This window comes from Kitasatospora sp. NPDC057904, from assembly GCF_042887925.1.
In the GTDB taxonomy this organism is placed as follows: Bacteria; Actinomycetota; Actinomycetes; order Streptomycetales; family Streptomycetaceae; genus Kitasatospora.
In genome coordinates this window covers 148773-166302 of the sequence record NZ_JBHVOL010000006.1, presented here as the reverse complement: position 1 = coordinate 166302, position 17530 = coordinate 148773, and the positions used below count along the sequence as shown (strand labels likewise).

Sequence of the window (17530 nt, the reverse complement as noted above, 5' to 3'; positions counted from 1 at the left end):
GCCCGGGCCCGGACCGGCCGTACGACGGCGGCCTCCCGCCGCCCGCGCTGTCAGGCGTCGGGCTTGCCCGCTCCCAGCGAGTCGAGCAGGACGTCGCGCAGCCGGGCGATGTCGTCGGCCATGTCGATCGACGGATCCAGCAGCCACTGGATCTGGAGCCCGTCGGCCGCGGCCAGCAGGATCCGGGCCGCCCAGTCGGCGTCCGCGGAACCGGCCAGACTGGGGGGCGCGGTGGCCGGACGGCCCGCGCCGAGGGCGCGGACGATGCGCTCGTTGAGCACGCGGTAGCGTTCGGTGAAGAACTCGTGGGCGGGGTGCTCCGGTTCGGCGGCGGCCGCGGCCAGGTCGACGAAGAGCTTGACCAGTCCGGGCGTCCGGGCTGCGTCCGCCACCATGTCGGCCCGCCAGAGCGCGGCCTCGTGCCCGAACTCCTCGGCCGCGGCGGCGTCGCGGGCTTCGAGCACGGCGGTGAGGAGGGCCTCCCGGCCGCCGAAGTGGTGCAGGACGCCCGCGTCCGTCAGACCGACCCGCTCGGCGATGTCCCGGACCGACACCCCCCGGCTGCCTGCCTCGGCGTAGGCGGCCAGCGCGGCGTCGAGGATCATCTTCCGCTTGGCGGCGGTCTTGGCGTAGGGGCCGCGGGGTTTGCGCGTACTCACCGCAGCACTCTAGCCCCGGCCTGCGACGAAAACCTCGCGCTACTGACTTTTCACGCTTGTCGTGGCGCCAGGGCATGGGCCGTGGTCGCCCTTGGCGCACTCCCGTGCGTCGCCAGTGCCGGACATCGGGGGCCTCGTCGCCTCACTCGCGAACACCCGGTTCGCCCGCGCCACGGTAGAACGCACTCGGAGCCCGGCCGACGGCGCGGCGGAACATCGCGGTGAACGCACTCGGTGTCGCGTAGCCGAGCTCGGCGGAAATGCTCGTCACCGGAGCGTCCCGCGCCAGCAGGGTCAGGGCGTGGACGAGCTTCGCCTGACGGACCCAGTGGGCGAGGGTCATCCCTGTCGCGGCGGAGAACCGGCGATGCAGGCTCCGCGTGCTGAGGTGGGCGCAGGCCGCCGCCGATTCGGCCGTCCAGCGCGCGCCCGGGTTCTCCCGGATCGCGGAGCACAGGCGGACGAGGGCGGGGTCGGCCGGGGCGGGGAGGTGCAGGGCCGGGACGGGTTCCGGTTCGAGTTCGAGCAGCAGCAGGTCCATCAGCTTGCCTTCGCGCCCGTCGACCTCGTAGTCGATCGGCAGGCGGGTCGCCTCTTCGACGAGCTCGCGCAGGAGGGGGGACACCGAGACGACCAGCGGGCCGGTGAGCAGGCTCGGCGCCGCCGACGGCTCGATGTAGAGGGTCCGCATGCGCACGGCACCCGTGCAGGTCATCGCGTGGGTCACTCCGGCCGGGACCCAGACCGCACGCGTCGCGGGAACCACCCAGATCCCTTGATCGGTGGTGACGGTGACGGCCCCGCTGGTGCCGTAGATCAGCTGTGCCCGGCGGTGGCTGTGCGGGGGGATGTGGTGCCCGTCCGGGAGGTCGCGGGCCATGGCCGCCACGGGCCTGGGGACGAGCTGGTAGTCGTCGCGGTCCTCGCTCTTGCCGTGCATTGGCACACTCTCGACAGTAGACGGCACATCGGCGACAGCTTGCCATGTCCCGCCCTCCCTAGCGTGTCCTCACGTGATCGAATCCGACAGTCGACAGCACCGTGGCAAGCGTCCCGCTCAGCGGCGGCTGACCGCCTTGCTGGCCACCACCAGCGCGGTGACCGGGGCGAACGTCTACCTCTGCCAGCCCCTGCTGGGGGACGCGGCCGGATCGCTGCACGTCTCCGCCGGGGCGCTCGGCGCACTGCCCACCGTCACACAGGCGGGGTTCGCCGCGGGGATCGCGCTGATCGTCCCGGCCGGTGACGGTGTCGACCGGCGCCGGCTGATTCTCGGCCTGTGCGCGGCCTCCTCGCTCGTTCTCGCCGCCTGTGCCGTCGCACCTACGGCCTTCTGGCTGGTGGCCTGCGGCCTGGTCCTCGGCGTGCTGTCTCCGGTCCCCCAACTCGTGGCGCCGGTGGCCGTCGCGCTGGCCGGCGCCGACCGGATCGGCCGGACCCTGGGAGTCGTCCAGGGCGGACTGCTCGTCGGAGTGCTGGCGTCCCGCGCCTATTCGGGCGTCCTCGCCTCGGCGGCCGGGTGGCGCGCGGTCTTCTGGTGTTCGTGCGGGGCGACCGCGCTGCTGTCGCTCGCCCTCCGGCGGGCCCTGCCTCCTCTGCCGCCCGCCGGGCCCGTGGCCTACCGAAGCGCGCTGTCGTCCGTTCCGAAGGTGTTCGCCGCCGACCCGCTCATCCGCCGGATCACGCTCTCAGGAGCGCTGGTCGGGATCTCCTTCGGCGCGTTCTGGACTCCGCTGACGTTCCTCCTGGAGGAGCGCTACCGCTACGGGTCCGCCGCGGTGGGCCTGTTCGGTCTGGTGGCCGCGGCGAGCGCCCTGGTGTCCCCCCTCGCCGGGCGTCTGGCCGACCGTCTGGGCCCGCGGCGCGCCCAGACGGTCGTGATCGGGACGGTCCTGGCCGGTTGGGCCGTCCTCCTGCCCGGCGGGACGAACCTCGGCCGGCTGATCGCCGGCGTGACGCTGCTCGACATCGGGACGTGGAGCAACCAGGTGGGCTGCCAGCGGATCCTGTTCGCGCTGCGGCCCGCCATGCGCAGCCGGCTGAACGCGTGCTACTTCACCCTCCGCTTTCTCGGCATCGCCGTCGGCTCCTTCGCCGGCACCCTGGCGTGGCGGTACGGCGGGTGGGGCGCGGTGGCCGCCGTCGGCGCCACCGCCAGCGCTTCGGCCCTGCTGCTGACCGCCGGCCGCCCCGACGGCCTCGCGGGATGCTTCGGCCACCGGTCAACGAACCACGGTCCAGCAGCTTCATGATCGAGGCCCTCACGACAGCCTCGGGTGCGGCACCGGGTGCCGGTGCAGGCCGGTCACAGGAGGAAGACGGCGACGGTGGTGGCGAGGAGGAGGGTGGTGACGGTGGGCCGGCAGAGGAGTCGGGCGGCCATGTTGCCGTTCCAGTCGAGGAATTGGAAGCGGCGGGTGGAGGTGTACTCGACGACGTTGAAGGCGACCAGGGCGATGACGAGGTAACCGCCCCCTCGCTTCCCATCGGAGCGAGAGGGCGGTCGTGCGTCAGCCGGCGAGACGGCGGGACTCCTCGAAGTGGCTCGGCCTGCCGTCGCGCAGCACCAGGGCGCCCTGCTGCTCGGCGTCGGCGCGGCGCATCAACTGCCAGGTGCCGTCGGCGCGGTGGAGGACGGTGGAGTGCCAGGGGGTGGTCCAGGCGTCGGGGGCGTCGAGCAGGCGGATACCGAACTTGGCGGCGCCACGCGGCTGGGGGTGGATGGACAGGCGGACGGTGCGGGGGCGGTGCTCGGCGATGAGGTCTCCCCACGCGCGGCTGCGCTGGATGACGCCGTAGGCGCGCTGCCGGCACTCGCGCTGGAGGGCGGACCTGGTGCCGGTGAAGTCCACGGTGTCCTCGGTGAGGAAGCGGGTGATGCCCCGGTAGAGCGCGAGGGTGTGCTCGTCGCGCCTCACTTCGGCGCGCAGTTCCTCGACGGTGGGCGCGTACGCGGCGTGCACCCGGGCCCGCTTCTCGTCGTACGGCAGGTCGCCGAGCACGTCGCGCAGGTCGAAGACGGACAGCCGGGTCAGGCCCTCGCGGCGGATCAGGGCGGCGAGTTCGTCGGAGTAGGCGTCGATGTGCGGGTCCGGCACCCGGATCAGGTCGCCGAAGATGTGCCCGTCGGAGCAGATCTCCATCCGGGCGCCCGGCTCGTACACCTCGCCGACCGCCCGGCAGAGGTCGTCGAGGAAGGTGAGCGAGAGGCGTTCGCCCTCGTCGGGGAGATGGCCGAGGACCTTCGCGGGGCTGGGCGACTTGCAGGGGAAGCCCGGCAGGGCGAAGACGATCCGCTCCCCCGCCTCGACGAACTCGGCCAGCTGCCGGAGCTGTTCGGGGAAGTCGTCGACGGCGGCCGGGCGCGCGGTGTCGGTGGCGCGGCGGTGGGGCAGCAGCAGTTCCAGGACGGCGGCGCAGGTCTGCCGAACGGGTCTGGACGTGCTCGTGATGGACTCGGTGGGCATTGCGGCTCCTCCATGAGGGCATGGCGGGATGGCGGCCCGGCGCCGCTTGTCTCGGCAGGAGGCGGTGCCGGGCCGCCCTGGTCGGGCGGGATGGGTCAGGCGGGATGGGTCAGGTCAGGTGCGCTTGTCGTAGGCGACCGGGTTCTTGCCGAGGCTGGGGTCGTTGAGCGCCTGGTGGGCGGCGTCGTAACCGGTGACCAGCCAGGCGGCGATGCCGGAGGGGAAGCGGACCCGGTGGACGGGCCCGGCGTCGCGCATCCGGCGGTAGAGGTCGTAGGGGTCGGTCTTGTAGGCCGAGCCGTACAGCGGGATCGGTTCGCCGGCGGCGGCGCCGGTGACGGGGCAGCGGCCCTCGGGGCGGTCGGGGGTGGTCATGCCGGGTTCCTTCGGGGTTGTGCGGAGGTCGTGCGGTGGCGGGGTCACAGGGCCAGGGCGGGGCGGTAGCAGGGTCACAGGGCCAGGGCGGGGCGGTGGTGGTCGAGCCACAGGGCGAGGTCGACGACGCGTTCCAGGCGGAGCCGGTGGCCCCACTGGAGTTCTTCGGCGGGGGTGTCGAGGGCGGTCTTGATGACCGTCTCGTCGGCGATGTCCCGTACGTGCGGCGCGTCCAGCGCCTCGCGGGCCAGGTGCTGGAGGCCGCGGTTGTAGTCGGCGTGGTGGGTGGCCGGGTAGTGGTTCTTCGGACGCCAGAGGACCGAGCCGGGGGCGATGCCCCGGCCGACGTCGCGCAGCAGGCTCTTCTCGCGGCCGTCGTGGTTCTTCATCGCCCAGGGGGCGTTGAAGGCGTACTCGACGAGCCGGTGGTCGCAGTAGGGCACCCGGACCTCCAGGCCCTGGGCCATCGAGAGGCGGTCCTTGCGGTGCAGCAACTGGCGCAGCCAGCGGGTCAGCGAGAGGTGCTGGAGTTCGCGCTGCCGGTGCTCCGCGGGCGTCTCGTCGTCGAGGTGCGGGACCGCGGTGAGCGCGCTGCGGTAGGTGTCGGCGCGGAACTCGGGGATGCGCAGCCGGGCGGCGAGCTCGGGGTTGAGCGGCATGGCGGCGGCGTCGCCGGTGACGAGCAGCCAGGGGAAGGCCTGTGCGGCGAGCGCCTTGGGGTTGTGGAACCAGGGGTAGCCGCCGAAGACCTCGTCGGCGGCCTCGCCGGACAGGGCGACCGTGGAGTGCCGGCGGATCTCGCCGAACAGCAGGTAGAGCGAGGTGTCCATGTCGCCGACGCCGATCGGCGAGTCGCGGGCGACGACGACGGCCCGGCGGTGGTCGGGGTCGAGCAGGGCGCGCGGGTCGAGGATCACGGTGGAGTGGTCGGTGCCGATGAAGGCGCCGGCCTCGGTGGCGAAGGGCGTGTCGTGGCCGGTGCGCAGGACGTCGCCGGTGAACTGCTCGGCCTGGTCGCTGTAGTCGACGGCGTAGGAGCGGAGCCTGGCCTGCGGGCCTTCCCTGAGCCGGAGTTCGTCGGCGACGAGGGCGGTGACGACGGTGGAGTCCAGGCCGCCGGAGAGCAGGCTGCACAGCGGCACGTCCGCCTCCAGCTGCGACCTGGCGGCGCGGTCGACGAGCTCGCGGACCCGCTTCTTGGTGGTCTCCGGGTCGTCGGTGTGCGGGTGTGCGGCCAGGTCCCAGTAGCGGCGCTCGCGGATGCCGTCGCGGTCGAGGACGAGCAGCCCGCCCGGGTGGACCTCGCGGACGCCGGCCCAGACGGTGGGGCCGGTGTTGAACAGCAGGCTGTAGGCCTCGCGCAGGCCGTCGGCGTCGACGGTGGGGGTGAGCTCGGGGTGGGCGAACAGGGCCTTGGGCTCGGAGCCGAAGGCCAGGCCGCCGTCGACCGCCGCCCAGAAGAGCGGCTTGACGCCGAGCCGGTCGCGGACGAGCAGCAGGCGCTCGCGCCGCTCGTCCCAGATGGCGAAGGCGTACATGCCCTCCAGGTGGTCGACCAGGGCGTCGCCCCACTCCAGGTAGGCGCGCAGCACCACTTCGGTGTCGCTGCGCGTCTCGAACCGGTGGCCGCTGCTTCTGAGCCGCTCGCGCAGCTCGTGGTGGTTGTAGACCTCACCGCTGTAGGTGAGCACCACCTGCGGCTGCTCGGGGCGGTCGGCCATGGGCTGGGCGCCGCCCTCGATGTCGATCACGGCGAGCCGGCGGTGGCCGAGCGCGGCGTGGGCGCCGGTCCAGACGCCCCCGGCGTCGGGCCCGCGCAGGGCCATGGTCGCGGTCATCGCCTCGATGACGGGGGTGCTGCGCCGGAGGTCCTGGTGGAAGGACGCCCAGCCGGTGATTCCGCACATGCGTGTGCTCCAGGGGTGGAAACGTGACGGGGAGGTGGCGCGGGCTCAGACCGCTCGCGCGGCGGTCGCGCGGCCGTGCCGTGCCAGCAGCGGGACGGCGAGGCACGCGCAGGCCGCGGCGAGACCGAGGCCGAGGTGCAGGCCGCCCGTCCCGGAGCCGCCGAGGCTCCACGTGGCGGTGGCGAGGGCCGGGCCGAGGGTGAAGCCGAGGCTGCGGGCGAGCTGGACGGTGGAGGCGGCGGTGGCCGTCGTCGCCGGGGTGGCCGAGGTCATGACCATCGCCTGGGTCGGGCCGCCGTACAGGCCCATGCCGGCTCCTGCGAGGGCGAGGCGCCAGGCGATGTCCGGCAGGCTCCAGGTGTCGCCCAGCGGAACGAGCAGCAGGAAGCCGAGCGCGGTGAGCGTGGCCCCGGCGGTCGCGGTCGGCCGGGCGCCGAAGCGGTCCGCCAGCCGTCCGCCGAAGGGCCCGCCGATCCCCATGGCGAGCGGGAAGCACAGGATGGTCAGGCCGGTGGCGGTGGCGCTGGCGGCCTCGTCCCGTTGCAGGTGCAGGGCGAGCAGGTAGTGCATGACGGCGAAGGCCAGGGCGATGGCCAGCACCGCGGTGTTCAGGCCCGCCGTCCGGTTCGCCCGCAGCACGGATCTGACGGGCTGTCCGCCCGCGCGCCGCAGCCACAGCGCGGTCAGCGGTGCGGCCGGGGCCGCGAGCAGCAGCCAGGCCGGGGCGTCCGCCGTGAAGGTGAGCCCGAGGAGGACCGCGCAGACGGCGCCCCCGATGAGCGCCGCGTCGGTGAGCTCCGTCCGGCCGGGCTTGACCAGGGCGCCACTCCGGGGCAGGTGGCGGCGGGCGAGGAGCCAGGCCCCCAGGCAGACGGGCAGCTTGACGAGGAAGATCGCCCGCCAGCCGAGGTGGTCGAGCAGCACTCCGCCCAGGGCCGGGCCCGTGACCGCGCCGAGCGGCCCTAGGGTCGCCGGCACGCTCATCGCCCGGCCGCGCAGTTCGGGCCGTACCGACCGCATCGCCAGCACCGGCATCAGCACGAACAGCACGGCGCCGAAGGATCCTTGGACGACCCGGGCCGCGATCAGCGCCCCGGCCCAGGGCGCCGCGGCCGCAGCGGCGCTCCCCAGGGCGAACCCGGTGACGGCGGTGAGCAGCGCGGGGCGGGTACCGACCGCGTCCAACCAGCGTCCGGCCGGCAGGAGCAGCGCCACCAAGGGGAGTTGGTACCCCAGGACGGCCCACTGAGCGGTCTGCGCGGATATGTGGAAGCCCTTGCCGATGTCCGCGAGCGCGATGTTGACGATGTTCATGTCGAGCATCGCCACGAACGACAGCATCCCCGCGACCGCGACCAGGCTCCAGCGGTCCGTGCCGGCCGGCGGCGCCGCCGCCTGGCCCGTCGTCGCGCTCACGCCGTACACCCCTTGCCGGCGGATCCCGGCCGATCCGACCAGCGCCTCATGGGCCGCATGCTCCGTCCTCCTCCTGTGCCGGGCGCCGTCGGCGACGACACCCGGCCCATGAGTCGGACCGGAACCCCGAGAAGTTCCGAACACCTGCATGATTCTTCGCCGGACCGGCGAACTGCCCCCGAGCTGCCAGTCCGATGTTATGAATAGTTCAGCTGTCCCAGCGACAACAGCTCAGATCCCGCTTGGCGGGGATCAGCTTGACGGGGGCACGGCCACCGGGGTGCCCCGCAGTGCGGGGTCGTCCTCGGCCATCCCGGCATGCTCTCGGCCCGGGTCTCACCGATGGACTCCGAGGCACGCCGGAATGAGGGTTTGACGTCACCGCGAGCACAACCGGTTCAATGCCGACTTGCTCTCATCGTCCGCGGCACGGCAGATCATCAACCGCTGGTCCGGATCCTGGAGTGGCATGAGCACTTCGAAGTTCACGGCGATCACACCTGCGTCCGGATGCCGCATCACCTTGTGTCCGCGGCCGTTGACCTTCACGTCCCGCTCGGCCCACAACCGCGCGAATTCCTCGTTACGGGTGGTGCATTCGGTGATGAGGTCGGTCAACGCCTGGTCCTCCGGGTGCGCGGCCCACGCTGCGCGCAGGTGGGCGATTCCCTCCCGCACGACGCGCTCTCGGTCGACGTAGAACTCGCGTATCTCCGGGTGCACCAGGCACAGCCACATGGCATTGCGTTGCGACGGCGGCAGGGTGTCGAAATCCAGCAGCAGCCTCGCCATTTCGCCGTTCCAGGCCAGGATGTCGTAGCGGTGGTTCATCAGCAAGGCCGGCAGCGGCGACAGGTCGGCGACCAGCCGGGCCAGCGGGGGTGCTGCAGTGGTGGCGGGCTTGTCGGCGTTGCGGGGGCGCTGCTGGGCCAGGTTGAAGAGGTAGGCGCGTTCGTCGGGGGCCAGGCGCAGCGCCCGGGCCAACGCCTCCACCACGTTCGCCGAGGGCCTCAGTCCCCGGGCCTGTTCCAGCCGCGCGATGTAGTCGATGCTGACCCCGGCCAGTTCGGCGACCTCTTCACGACGCAGTCCCGGGGTCCGCCGGGCCTGCTGACGCGACGGCAGGCCGAAGTCTTTCGGGTCCAGGCGCTCGCGCCGGGTCCGCAGGAACGCGGCCAGCTCCATTGTCGTGTCCACGGTGCGGGTCATCATGTCCGCTCCAACAGCCAGGGTAGGACTGGTGTTCCCAGGAACTTCTTTCCCTTATCCCCGGCTCGCGGCGGTCACAGACTTGTTCCCGGTAACGGATGACAAGCACAGGAGGACACGATGTCGCTCACCCTCGACACCTACCGGCTGCTGGGCCGCTCCGGGCTGCGGGTCTCCCCGCTGGCGCTGGGCGCGGCGACCTTCGGCACCGAGTGGGGCTGGGGCGCCGAGCAGGACGAGGCCCGAAAGCTGTTCGACCTCTACGTCGAGCGCGGCGGCAACTTCGTCGACACCGCCAGCACCTACACCAATGGCCGCTCCGAGCGCCTGCTGGGTGAATTCACCCGCGACAACCGCGAAAGTCTGGTGCTGGCAACGAAATACACCACGCTGCGCCGGCCCGGCGACCCGAATTCCGGGGGCCCTCACCGCAAGAGCCTGTTCGCGTCGGTGGAAGCCAGTCTGCGACAGCTGAATACGGACTACATCGATCTGCTCTACCTGCACGTGTGGGATTTCACGACACCGGTCGAGGAGATCCTGCGTGGCATGGACGATCTGGTCCGGCAGGGCAAGGTCTTGTACGTGGCGATCTCCAACGCCCCGGCCTGGCAGGTGTCGCGCATGCAGGCGATCGCCGACCTGCGCGGCTGGTCGCCGCTGGTCGCCCTGCAGATCGAATACAACCTGATCGAGCGCACCGGGGAACGTGACCTGATCCCGATGGCACGCGAGATGGGGTTGGGCGTGGTGCCGTACTCGCCACTTGCCGGCGGGGTGCTCACCGGCAAGTACAGCCGCGACGACCTGACCACGACGAACACCGCGGTCGACGACGGCACCCGTAAAATGTTCAACATCGCCAACGGCGGGCTCACCGAACACGACTTGGACATCGCTGATGTCGTGAAGGAGATCGCCGCGGAGCTGGGCCGCACAACCGCCCAGGTCGGGCTGGCCTGGACCCTGCAGAACCCGGATGTGACGGCATCGCTCATCGGCGCCCGCACTCTCGCGCAGCTTGAGGACAATCTGGGTGCCCTGGAGGTCGACTTCACGGCCTCCCAGCTGGCCCGCCTCGACGAGGCCGGCGCGATCGAACTCGGCTACCCGCACGACCTGCTCGCCGGCGACAGGATGCGCACGGCGACCCACGGCGACCTGTTGGTCGAAACCCGCCGCTGATACCCGATCGAGCCCCGGGGCCCGACCCGGGCCTACGACGTGACCGGCTCGGCGCGGTAGGCGTGGTCGATGTTGTCCTCGACCCAGGAGCGCAGCGCGTTGAGCGGGATCGCGGCGCTGCGGCCGAGCGGGGTGAGGGAGTACTCGACGTGCAGCGGGACGGCGGGGTAGACGGTCCGGTCGAGGATGCCGAAGTCCTCCAGACGGCGCAGTGTCTGGGTGAGGACCTTGGGGCTGACGCCCTGGAGCTTCCGCTGGAGTTCGCCGAAGCGCTGGGGGCCGTCTTCGAGGGCACCGATGGCGAGCGCGGACCACTTGTTGGCGAGCAGGTCGAGCAGGGCGCGGCAGGGGCACTGGGCGGCGTAGACGTCGTGGTGCACGTGCTGGCCGCTGGGGCAGGTGGTCGCCATGCTCACTCTTCCTCATCAGGTCACTTCCCAACGGGAAGTACTAGACCTTGATGGTAGCCACCCCCACGGGGATAGCGTCGTCGACGTCGGAGGAGGGCCCGTCAACAGCCCTCCACGGAGCGCACTTGGGCCTCCACGCGGCGGTCTACGGCCACGACCGCTGGAAGAACGAGATCGGCCCCGTGGTCTACGGCCTGCTGATCCCCGAGAAGTCCGTCGTCACCCGTGTGACCCCCACCCCTGCCTCACCGCTGCGGTAGCAACGCACTTCTCGGTGCCCACGCCGCGTACGGCGCGGAGCACAGGTGGTCGGCGGTGACCGTCCTGCAGAGCACGCCGACGTCCCGTCCGAGGCAACCCCCGCGGGAGCAGGGACTTCAGGGTTCCGGAGCCCCCACGGCGCGCAGGCTCCGGAACCCTACGCTTCCACAACGAATGTGGCATTCCGCACCCGACGTGCGTGCACGCTCTGGTAGGCAAGTGGCGGCTGCAGGCGGGCGGCCGCGCAGTGCGACGCCCGCGGGAGGGGAAGCACATGAGCACGTCATCGAGGTCGGCCGTCATCGCCACCGAACAGCGGGCGGTCGACCGCGCGTACGCCTGTTACGAAGCCAAGCTCGCCGAACTGTCCGGCGACGCGACGGCCCGGGCGGCAGCCAGCGGGAAGGACGGCATCGCGGCCCGGGCGGAGTCCTCGGCCAGGGCGGAGGTGTTCCGTCTGGAGGGCGAGAACCTCGTCACGATGCGGGTGGACACCCGGGCGGACGGGACGGGCGAGCCGGAGGTCTTCTACGTCGGGCGGCGGACGGTGCACGACGTCGAGACCCGCGACACCGTCGTCATCTCCTGGACCAACGCGCTCGCCACCGCGTGGCGCCTGGCCACGCCGGACGCCCCGGGCGAGGTCCGGTTGCGGCGGCGTCTGGACTGCGACCAGCGGACGGTCCGGGACTACCGCGACGAGATAGCTCCGCCGGTCCCGGCCTCCGTCGGCCCGGGCACGGATGTGCCGTCCCCCGGAGACGTCTTCGGCCCCGTCTCCGGGGCCCGGCAACCGGTGGTGGACGACCTGCTCCTCCGGGACCTCGACCGCGCCCGCCGCAGCCGCATGCGCGACATCGTCGAAACCATCCAGCCCGACCAGATGGCGCTGGTGGCCGGCCCGTCCACGGGTGTCCTGGTCGTCCAGGGCGGTCCGGGCACCGGGAAGTCGGCCGTCGGCCTCCACCGGGTCACCTGGCTCGTCGACAACAAGCGCTTCCAGGCGCAGGACATCCTGGTGGTCGGCCCGCACCGGAGGTTCCTGGAGTACGTCGGCCGGGTCCTGCCCACCCTGGGCACGCGCAACGTCACCGCCGTCGAGCTCTCCTTCCTCTGGGAGGGGAGCGTGCGAGCCGAGGACGACCCGTCCGTGCGCCGGATCAAGTCGGACGAGCGCATGGCCGACGTGCTGCGGCGCCGGGTCGAGGGCAACTGCCGGCCGGCCGCCGTCGACGCCGCCGTCACCGCCCCCGCGGACGAGCACGGCGAGCCGATGTTCACCATCGTCCTGGGCAGCGCACCCTTGAGGGTGCCGGCCTCCGAGGTCCGCCGCGTCTTCGAGGCCGCCCGCACCGGACCGGGCCACTACCGGGCCCGTCGGGACCGCTTCCGCGACGTGCTGGTCGACCTCCTGCTGGCCGCGCTGCGGCAGGGTTTCCCCCAGCGCGCTCGTGACCGGGCCGTTCGGCAGAGCATCGAGCGCCATCGCCAGGTGGCCGCGCTCGTCGAACGCGCGTGGCCTCCCCTCAGCCCGGAGGAGGCCCTGCGGAGCCTGCTGAACTCGCCGGGCAGGCTCACCGAGTGCGCCGCCGAGGTGTTCGACGCGGCCGAGCAGGCACTGCTGTCGCGCCCGGCCGCCGAACGTGCCGAGGACGAGCCGTGGACCCTGGACGACCTGGTGTGCCTCGAAGAGCTACGGACCCTCATCTCGGGTGAGACGCCCCAGCGTTACCCGCACATCGTCGTGGACGAGGCCCAGGACCTGACTCCCATGCAGGCCCGGTCGCTGCGCCGCCGCAATCCGAAGGGGTCGATGACGGTGCTCGGCGACCTCGCGCAGGCCACCGGGCCGCACGACTACCCGAGTTGGGAGCGGATCGGCCGGATCCTGGCGGGTGAGGGCGGCTGGCAGCTCGAAGAGCTCACCACCAGCTACCGGGTGCCGGCCCAGATCATGGAGTTCGTCGCTCCGCTCGCCCGGGCGGTGGCCCCGTCCGTTCCCTTCCCGGCCGCGGTGAAGGAGGCGGACGGCGAGCCGGTGCGGATCGTGGAGACGACGCCTTGGCAGCTCCTCGCCGAGGCGGTCGGGCACGCGGCACGGCTGGCCGGATCGGACGGTCACACCCAGCGCTCGATCGCCCTGGTCGTCCCCGACGATTCGGACTGGCTCCAGCAGGTCCGGCTCCTGGTCGACTCCACGGAGGCGATGACCGACGAGGTCCGGGAGGCGGTGACCGTCCTGACCGCCGGCGAGGCGAAGGGCATGGAGTTCGACCACGTCCTCGTCCTGGAGCCCGCGACCATCACCGCCCGCGGGGCCGAGGGCCCGCGGCAGCTGTACGTGGCCCTGACCCGGAGCACACAGACGCTGACGGTGCTGCACACCTCGCCCTTGCCTGCGGTCATGCTGCCCGCCGTCGGCCCGTCGCCCTCCGCCGGACCGGACGATCCCGCACCGCGGCCGCTGTCCGGCCCGGCACAGGATCGCGTCTGCTCACGCTTCCACCTGGACGGGGAACGCTGCGAGCTGCCCACGCAGAACGCCGACGGCTGGTGCCGTGACAGCTCGTGCGGCGGCTTCCGGACGAGCTCGGTGCCGGAGCGCCCGACACCTCGCAACCTGCCCAGGGTGCCCGCCGACGCCGACCTCGGGACCGGGCTGGACGCGTCGGAGGCCTTCCTCGGCAGGCTCCGGGTGACCAGGGCCGCCGTCCGGGCCTTCGTGACCGCGCACGGCGGGAGTGACCAGGAGGCCGAAGCCGAGATCCGTGGCGTGATCGCCACGTTCCTGACCGACGGGCGCCAGGCCCAGCAGACGGACGGCTACCGCCTCGTCGACCTCCATGGCTACCGGTTCGTCCTGAGCCACGACGGGACGGCCCTGACCGGCTACCGGAGCGTGCACGGCGAGCGGAGCCCCGCGCAGTACCTGGCCGGGGTCCCGTCCCGGTACCGGGTCTCCGGGCCCGCCGTCGCCGACCGCGGCCCGGCGCTCCAGGACACGGCCGCGGTGCGCGCCCTGACGGTCGAGCAGATCCAGGTGAGCGCCGAGGCCCGGGCCGCGTACGCCGACCTCACCTCGGACCGGTCGGATCAGACGGACGCCTTCCTGGGCCGGCTCCGCAGCGCGCTGGCGGCGGACCTGTCCGGCGGCCACGTCGAGACCCAGCCGCGGGGCAATCACCTCGTCCTCGGTTCGTCGCGCACCTGGAACCTCTCGCCGGACGGCAGTTCGGTGCTCTTCGTCCGCAGACCCACCCCGTTGGACGCGGAGATCCTGGCGGCCACCGGCCTGGAAGCCGCGGACGAACTCACACCCGGTACCGAACTGCGGGTACGCGCCCTCGCCCACGGTGACCAGCTCCACTGGAGGGTCACCCCCGTGCCGGAGGACCGGAAGCGGCGGTACATCCTGAAGCTGAGGCCCACCGAGCGGGCACCCGAGGCCGGGCAGGAGCTGGACGTCTGGGTCGTGCAACGCCGCTCCGGCGTGTACGTCGTGTCGGCGAACGACTTCGGGCGCCACGAGATCTCCGGGCGCGCGACCGAGCGGTACAGGAGCGCGCTGGCGGTCCTCACCGCCGTCGGTGAGGACGACGTCCCGGCCGAACTCCCCCAGACCGGCCTCCTGGGGCTCGACGCTCTGGTCGGCGGCTGCCTCCGCCGCGACCAGGCCGACTGGCTCTCCGTCTGGCGCCTCCTGGGATCGCCGTCCTCCGCCGACCTGACGGTGCTGCGGGACCTCTCCCGCAGCCTTCCGGAGGCCGTGCGGTCGGCGGACGCAACCGAGTTGGCGCGGCTCGGCGAGGTCCTGCGGAGCAGCGGCTGGCGGGACCGGGCGGGCGCCGCCCTGGCGAAGCTCACGGGCGAGGAGTCGGGCGGGGAGTCCTCCGAGGTGGCCGCCGAGGTGTCCGCCGTGGCCGTGCCGGCCGGTGTCCTGACGGCCGAGCTCGCGGCCGCGGCCGAGGCCGACCGGACGTGCCTCCAGCACGAGGCGGTGCGCCACCGGCTCATGGCCGACCTCTTCGCGGCGGGCCACAAGCCGCGGGACTCGTCGATCGTCGACGTCGTCCGGCCCGGAGAGCGGGGTCCGATCGTCTGCGAGGTCCTTCCCGCCGGCCACACCTCGTACCACGCCGTGCGGGCCGGCGCCGTCCGGGTCCGGGAGATCGGGCAGGTGACCGACGAGACCCCCGAGCGGCTGCACGTCGTCCTCACCTCGCCGCCCGACGAGCCGTGGATCCCCGGCCTCGTGGAGCGGGTCCTCGACGTCGCCGTCCTGTGGCCCTCGGCCACCGGCTGGCAGGGCCCGGGAAGCTCGTCCGCGACCGGCACCGAACAACCGGGCCGCTGACCGTCCGACACGTGTGCCCGACGGCGGGGTTCCACCGTCGGGCACACGTCCGGGGCACCGAGTTGCGCGAACCGGGGGCACACGTTCATGTGCCCGCTACAGCACCAGGGTCACTTGGCGAACGCGGTGTTGCTGTTGTACGCAACGGTGGCCCGAACGACGGCTGCCCGTCAGTACGAAGCGCTGGTGGCGCACCGACCGAGGTCGGTGTTACACACGATGACGTACGAGGTGATTCCGGAGTCCTGGAGTTGGTAGGTGTAGTGCTCATCGCCCCGGACGTTGCTGTAGGCGCTGGACCAGTTGCCGTTCGACTGCTGGAGGTTCACCGTGCAGTAGTTGCCCATGGTGGAGATCACGTAGCCCTGCACCCAGTCGTGCCCGTTGTAGTACTGATCGATCATGCCCCCGGCACAGCCGGGGACGTTGGCGGTGAAGGTGGCGTCGGCCGACGCCACACCAGTGCTCAGACCCAGGCTGCCTGCTGCGACGGCAGTCACGGCGGCGAGGCGGACAGCAGCGGTTCGCAACCCAATCATCTTTTCCCCCTGTGGAGTTGACGGCTGGTCACTGCGACGACCCATGCTGCCATCGAACCCCCCTGAAGGCACGTCTCCCGTACAAATCCGCACACCCCTCGGAGTCGCTGATCACGGTGGCGTAGCGGCTCCGGCGCTTTGTCCTAGGCGTGGGAGTGGTCGTGGTCCTGCTGGAGCCCGTATTCGTCCCACACCGGGAACGGGTCATCGAACGACGTCCAGACGTGCGGCCCGGCCGCGTGCTCGGCGTCGTCCAGCAGGCAGTGGGCGAGTGCGGCGCGCAGCTCGTCCTTGCGCAGACCGGTGCCGATGAAGACCAGCTCCTGGCCGCCGTGCACCTGCTCGTCGCCGAGGCCGGTCAGCGCCGTGGCATCGGTCAGAGTGGCCAGGTTCGTCGTCAGGCTCATGGACGGGCGCATGCCGGAGGGTTCGAAGCGGGCGACCGAGCCCGCCTGGGACCACAGGCCGGTGAAGGCCGGCCGGGAGGCGAGCCAGAAGAAGCCCTTCGAACGCAGGACGGTGCCGAACTCCCCCGCGTCGAGCCGGCGGCTCACCAACTCCCAGAGCCGGCCGGGATGGAAGGGCCGCTCGGCGCGGAAGACCAGGCTGGTGATGCCGTACTCCTCCGTCTCCGGCACGTGGTCACCGTTGAGCTCGGCCACCCAGCCCGGGGCCTCCTGGGCCTTGGTCAGGTCGAAGAGCCCGGTGCCCAGGAGTTCGGCGGGCGGGACCCGACCGCCGGTCGCCCGGACGATCCGGGCCGCGGGGTTGAGGCGGCTGAGTGCGGCGGCGAGCCGGTCGGCCTCCTCGGCCGTGACCAGGTCGGTCTTGTTCAGGACCAGGACGTCGGCGAATTCGACCTGGTCCATCAGCAGGTCGCTGACGGTGCGTTCGTCGTCCTCGTACTGATCGAGGCCGCGGGCCGTCAGCTCGTCGCCGCCGCGCAGCTCGGGCAGGAAGTTCGCGGCATCGACCACGGTGACCATGGTGTCCAGGCGGGCGACGGCCCCGAGGGTGGCACCGTCGTCGCGGGCGAAGGCGAAGGTGGCCGCGACCGGCATCGGCTCGGAGATGCCGCTGGACTCGATCAGCAGGTAGTCGAAGCGCCCGGCCCGGGCGAGCCGGTCGACCTCCTCCAGCAGGTCGTCGCGCAGGGTGCAGCAGATGCAGCCGTTGGTCATCTCGACCAGGCGTTCCTCGGTCCGGGAGAGCGCGCCGCCACCCTCGCGGACCAGGGCGGCGTCGATGTTGATCTCGCTCATGTCGTTGACGATGACCGCGACCCGAAGGCCGTCGCGGTTGTTCAGCAGGTGGTTGAGCAGCGTGGTCTTTCCCGCGCCGAGGAACCCGGACAGCACGGTGACCGGCAGGCGGCCGTTCACCGGCCGACTCGCACTGCGCCGGTGCCGTAGGGCAGCAGAGCCATCTCGCGAGCGTTCTTGATCGCGCGAGCCGTCGCGCGCTGCTGCCGAGCGGTCATCCGGGTGATGCGGCGGGCACGGACGCGGCCGCGGTCGGAAATGAACTTCCGAAGCAGGTTCGTGTCCTTGTCGTCGATGTACGTGAGGGGAGGATTGGGGCCCGTCCTGCGGCCCCGGCGGGCGGGGGCGATCTTGATCACAGCTTCCCTGGTTCTGGTGAGAGTTGCGTACGCGTGAGGCGACGACGGGATCGAGCGTGTCCCTCGGGGTCGCACCCCGTGCCGCGCGGGCCGGGAGGGTCCGCGTGGCACGGGGCACGACCGGTTC

The 17530-nt window shown here is 72.2% G+C and carries 14 protein-coding genes and 1 pseudogene; 4 read left to right on the top strand and 11 right to left on the bottom strand.

Going from position 1 to position 17530, the window contains the following annotated elements:
• Nucleotides 1–50: 50 nt before the first annotated feature.
• Both ACFVSN_RS17605 and ACFVSN_RS17600 read right to left on the bottom strand, forming a co-directional pair.
• Nucleotides 51–659, bottom strand: a complete 609-nt coding sequence (locus tag ACFVSN_RS17605; RefSeq protein ID WP_380440762.1) for a TetR family transcriptional regulator — start codon at nucleotides 657–659, stop codon at nucleotides 51–53.
• A gap of 142 nt (nucleotides 660–801) precedes the next feature.
• Nucleotides 802–1599 carry an AraC family transcriptional regulator gene (locus ACFVSN_RS17600; RefSeq protein WP_387955839.1) on the bottom strand — a complete coding sequence of 266 codons (798 nt, stop codon included), beginning with the start codon at nucleotides 1597–1599 and terminating at the stop codon, nucleotides 802–804.
• A gap of 73 nt (nucleotides 1600–1672) precedes the next feature.
• On the opposite strand from ACFVSN_RS17600, the gene ACFVSN_RS17595 reads away from it, so the two are divergent.
• A complete protein-coding gene (locus ACFVSN_RS17595; RefSeq protein ID WP_387955837.1) occupies nucleotides 1673–2911 on the top strand; it encodes an MFS transporter in 1239 nt (412 codons plus the stop codon).
• 258 nt (nucleotides 2912–3169) lie between these two features.
• On the opposite strand, the gene ACFVSN_RS17590 is transcribed toward ACFVSN_RS17595, so the two are convergent.
• The 5 genes and pseudogenes from ACFVSN_RS17590 to ACFVSN_RS17570 all read right to left on the bottom strand — a co-directional run bounded on the left by ACFVSN_RS17590 (nucleotide 3170) and on the right by ACFVSN_RS17570 (nucleotide 9036).
• Nucleotides 3170–4126 carry an L-tyrosine/L-tryptophan isonitrile synthase family protein gene (locus ACFVSN_RS17590; protein ID WP_387955835.1) on the bottom strand — a complete coding sequence of 319 codons (957 nt, stop codon included), beginning with the start codon at nucleotides 4124–4126 and terminating at the stop codon, nucleotides 3170–3172.
• 141 nt (nucleotides 4127–4267) lie between these two features.
• A pseudogene (locus ACFVSN_RS17585) lies at nucleotides 4268–4501 on the bottom strand (cytochrome P450); the annotation flags it as partial.
• Nucleotides 4502–4575: 74 nt separating this feature from the next.
• A complete protein-coding gene (asnB, locus tag ACFVSN_RS17580; RefSeq protein WP_387955833.1) occupies nucleotides 4576–6408 on the bottom strand; it encodes an asparagine synthase (glutamine-hydrolyzing) in 1833 nt (610 codons plus the stop codon).
• A gap of 45 nt (nucleotides 6409–6453) precedes the next feature.
• A complete protein-coding gene (locus ACFVSN_RS17575) occupies nucleotides 6454–7824 on the bottom strand; it encodes an MFS transporter (protein ID WP_387955831.1) in 1371 nt (456 codons plus the stop codon).
• A 378-nt stretch (nucleotides 7825–8202) separates the two neighbouring features.
• Nucleotides 8203–9036 carry a helix-turn-helix transcriptional regulator gene (locus ACFVSN_RS17570; RefSeq protein WP_387955830.1) on the bottom strand — a complete coding sequence of 278 codons (834 nt, stop codon included), beginning with the start codon at nucleotides 9034–9036 and terminating at the stop codon, nucleotides 8203–8205.
• Between the two features lie 117 nt (nucleotides 9037–9153).
• On the opposite strand from ACFVSN_RS17570, the gene ACFVSN_RS17565 reads away from it, so the two are divergent.
• The gene (locus ACFVSN_RS17565; RefSeq protein WP_387955828.1) at nucleotides 9154–10218 is read left to right on the top strand and encodes an aldo/keto reductase; all 1065 of its coding nucleotides are present in this window, start codon (nucleotides 9154–9156) and stop codon (nucleotides 10216–10218) included.
• Between the two features lie 32 nt (nucleotides 10219–10250).
• Here the strand turns inward: ACFVSN_RS17565 and ACFVSN_RS17560 are convergent, their stop codons facing one another.
• Nucleotides 10251–10628: a winged helix-turn-helix transcriptional regulator gene (locus ACFVSN_RS17560; protein ID WP_380440782.1), complete on the bottom strand. Its 378-nt coding sequence runs from the start codon at nucleotides 10626–10628 to the stop codon at nucleotides 10251–10253.
• Nucleotides 10629–10753: 125 nt separating this feature from the next.
• Here ACFVSN_RS17560 and ACFVSN_RS17555 point away from each other — a divergent pair, with 125 nt between their 5' ends.
• Together ACFVSN_RS17555 and ACFVSN_RS17550 are read left to right on the top strand one after the other, a co-directional pair.
• Nucleotides 10754–10888: a hypothetical protein gene (locus ACFVSN_RS17555; RefSeq protein WP_387955826.1), complete on the top strand. Its 135-nt coding sequence runs from the start codon at nucleotides 10754–10756 to the stop codon at nucleotides 10886–10888.
• Nucleotides 10889–11163: 275 nt separating this feature from the next.
• A complete protein-coding gene (locus ACFVSN_RS17550) occupies nucleotides 11164–15243 on the top strand; it encodes an AAA family ATPase (RefSeq protein WP_387955824.1) in 4080 nt (1359 codons plus the stop codon).
• A gap of 170 nt (nucleotides 15244–15413) precedes the next feature.
• On the opposite strand, the gene ACFVSN_RS17545 is transcribed toward ACFVSN_RS17550, so the two are convergent.
• From ACFVSN_RS17545 to rpsR, 3 genes are all read right to left on the bottom strand, one after another.
• A complete protein-coding gene (locus tag ACFVSN_RS17545; protein WP_387955822.1) occupies nucleotides 15414–15743 on the bottom strand; it encodes a hypothetical protein in 330 nt (109 codons plus the stop codon).
• A gap of 182 nt (nucleotides 15744–15925) precedes the next feature.
• Nucleotides 15926–17164, bottom strand: coding sequence for a GTP-binding protein (locus ACFVSN_RS17540; protein ID WP_387955820.1), 1239 nt, complete (start codon nucleotides 17162–17164; stop codon nucleotides 15926–15928).
• Nucleotides 17161–17403 (bottom strand): 30S ribosomal protein S18, encoded by a 243-nt coding sequence (gene rpsR / locus ACFVSN_RS17535; RefSeq protein ID WP_387955818.1) that lies wholly within the window; start codon nucleotides 17401–17403, stop codon nucleotides 17161–17163. The genes ACFVSN_RS17540 and rpsR overlap by 4 nt, the downstream gene beginning before the upstream one ends.
• Nucleotides 17404–17530: the final 127 nt, after the last annotated feature.

Bases quoted from the DNA above. Each gene is read 5' to 3' on its own strand.
- ACFVSN_RS17565 (WP_387955828.1), top strand. From the start codon at position 9,154: ATGTCGCTCACCCTCGACACCTACCGGCTGCTGGGCCGCTCCGGGCTG.
- ACFVSN_RS17590 (WP_387955835.1), bottom strand. From the start codon at position 4,126: ATGCCCACCGAGTCCATCACGAGCACGTCCAGACCCGTTCGGCAGACC.
- ACFVSN_RS17600 (WP_387955839.1), bottom strand. From the start codon at position 1,599: ATGCACGGCAAGAGCGAGGACCGCGACGACTACCAGCTCGTCCCCAGG.
- ACFVSN_RS17560 (WP_380440782.1), bottom strand. From the start codon at position 10,628: ATGGCGACCACCTGCCCCAGCGGCCAGCACGTGCACCACGACGTCTAC.
- ACFVSN_RS17550 (WP_387955824.1), top strand. From the start codon at position 11,164: ATGAGCACGTCATCGAGGTCGGCCGTCATCGCCACCGAACAGCGGGCG.
- ACFVSN_RS17570 (WP_387955830.1), bottom strand. From the start codon at position 9,036: ATGATGACCCGCACCGTGGACACGACAATGGAGCTGGCCGCGTTCCTG.
- asnB (WP_387955833.1), bottom strand. From the start codon at position 6,408: ATGTGCGGAATCACCGGCTGGGCGTCCTTCCACCAGGACCTCCGGCGC.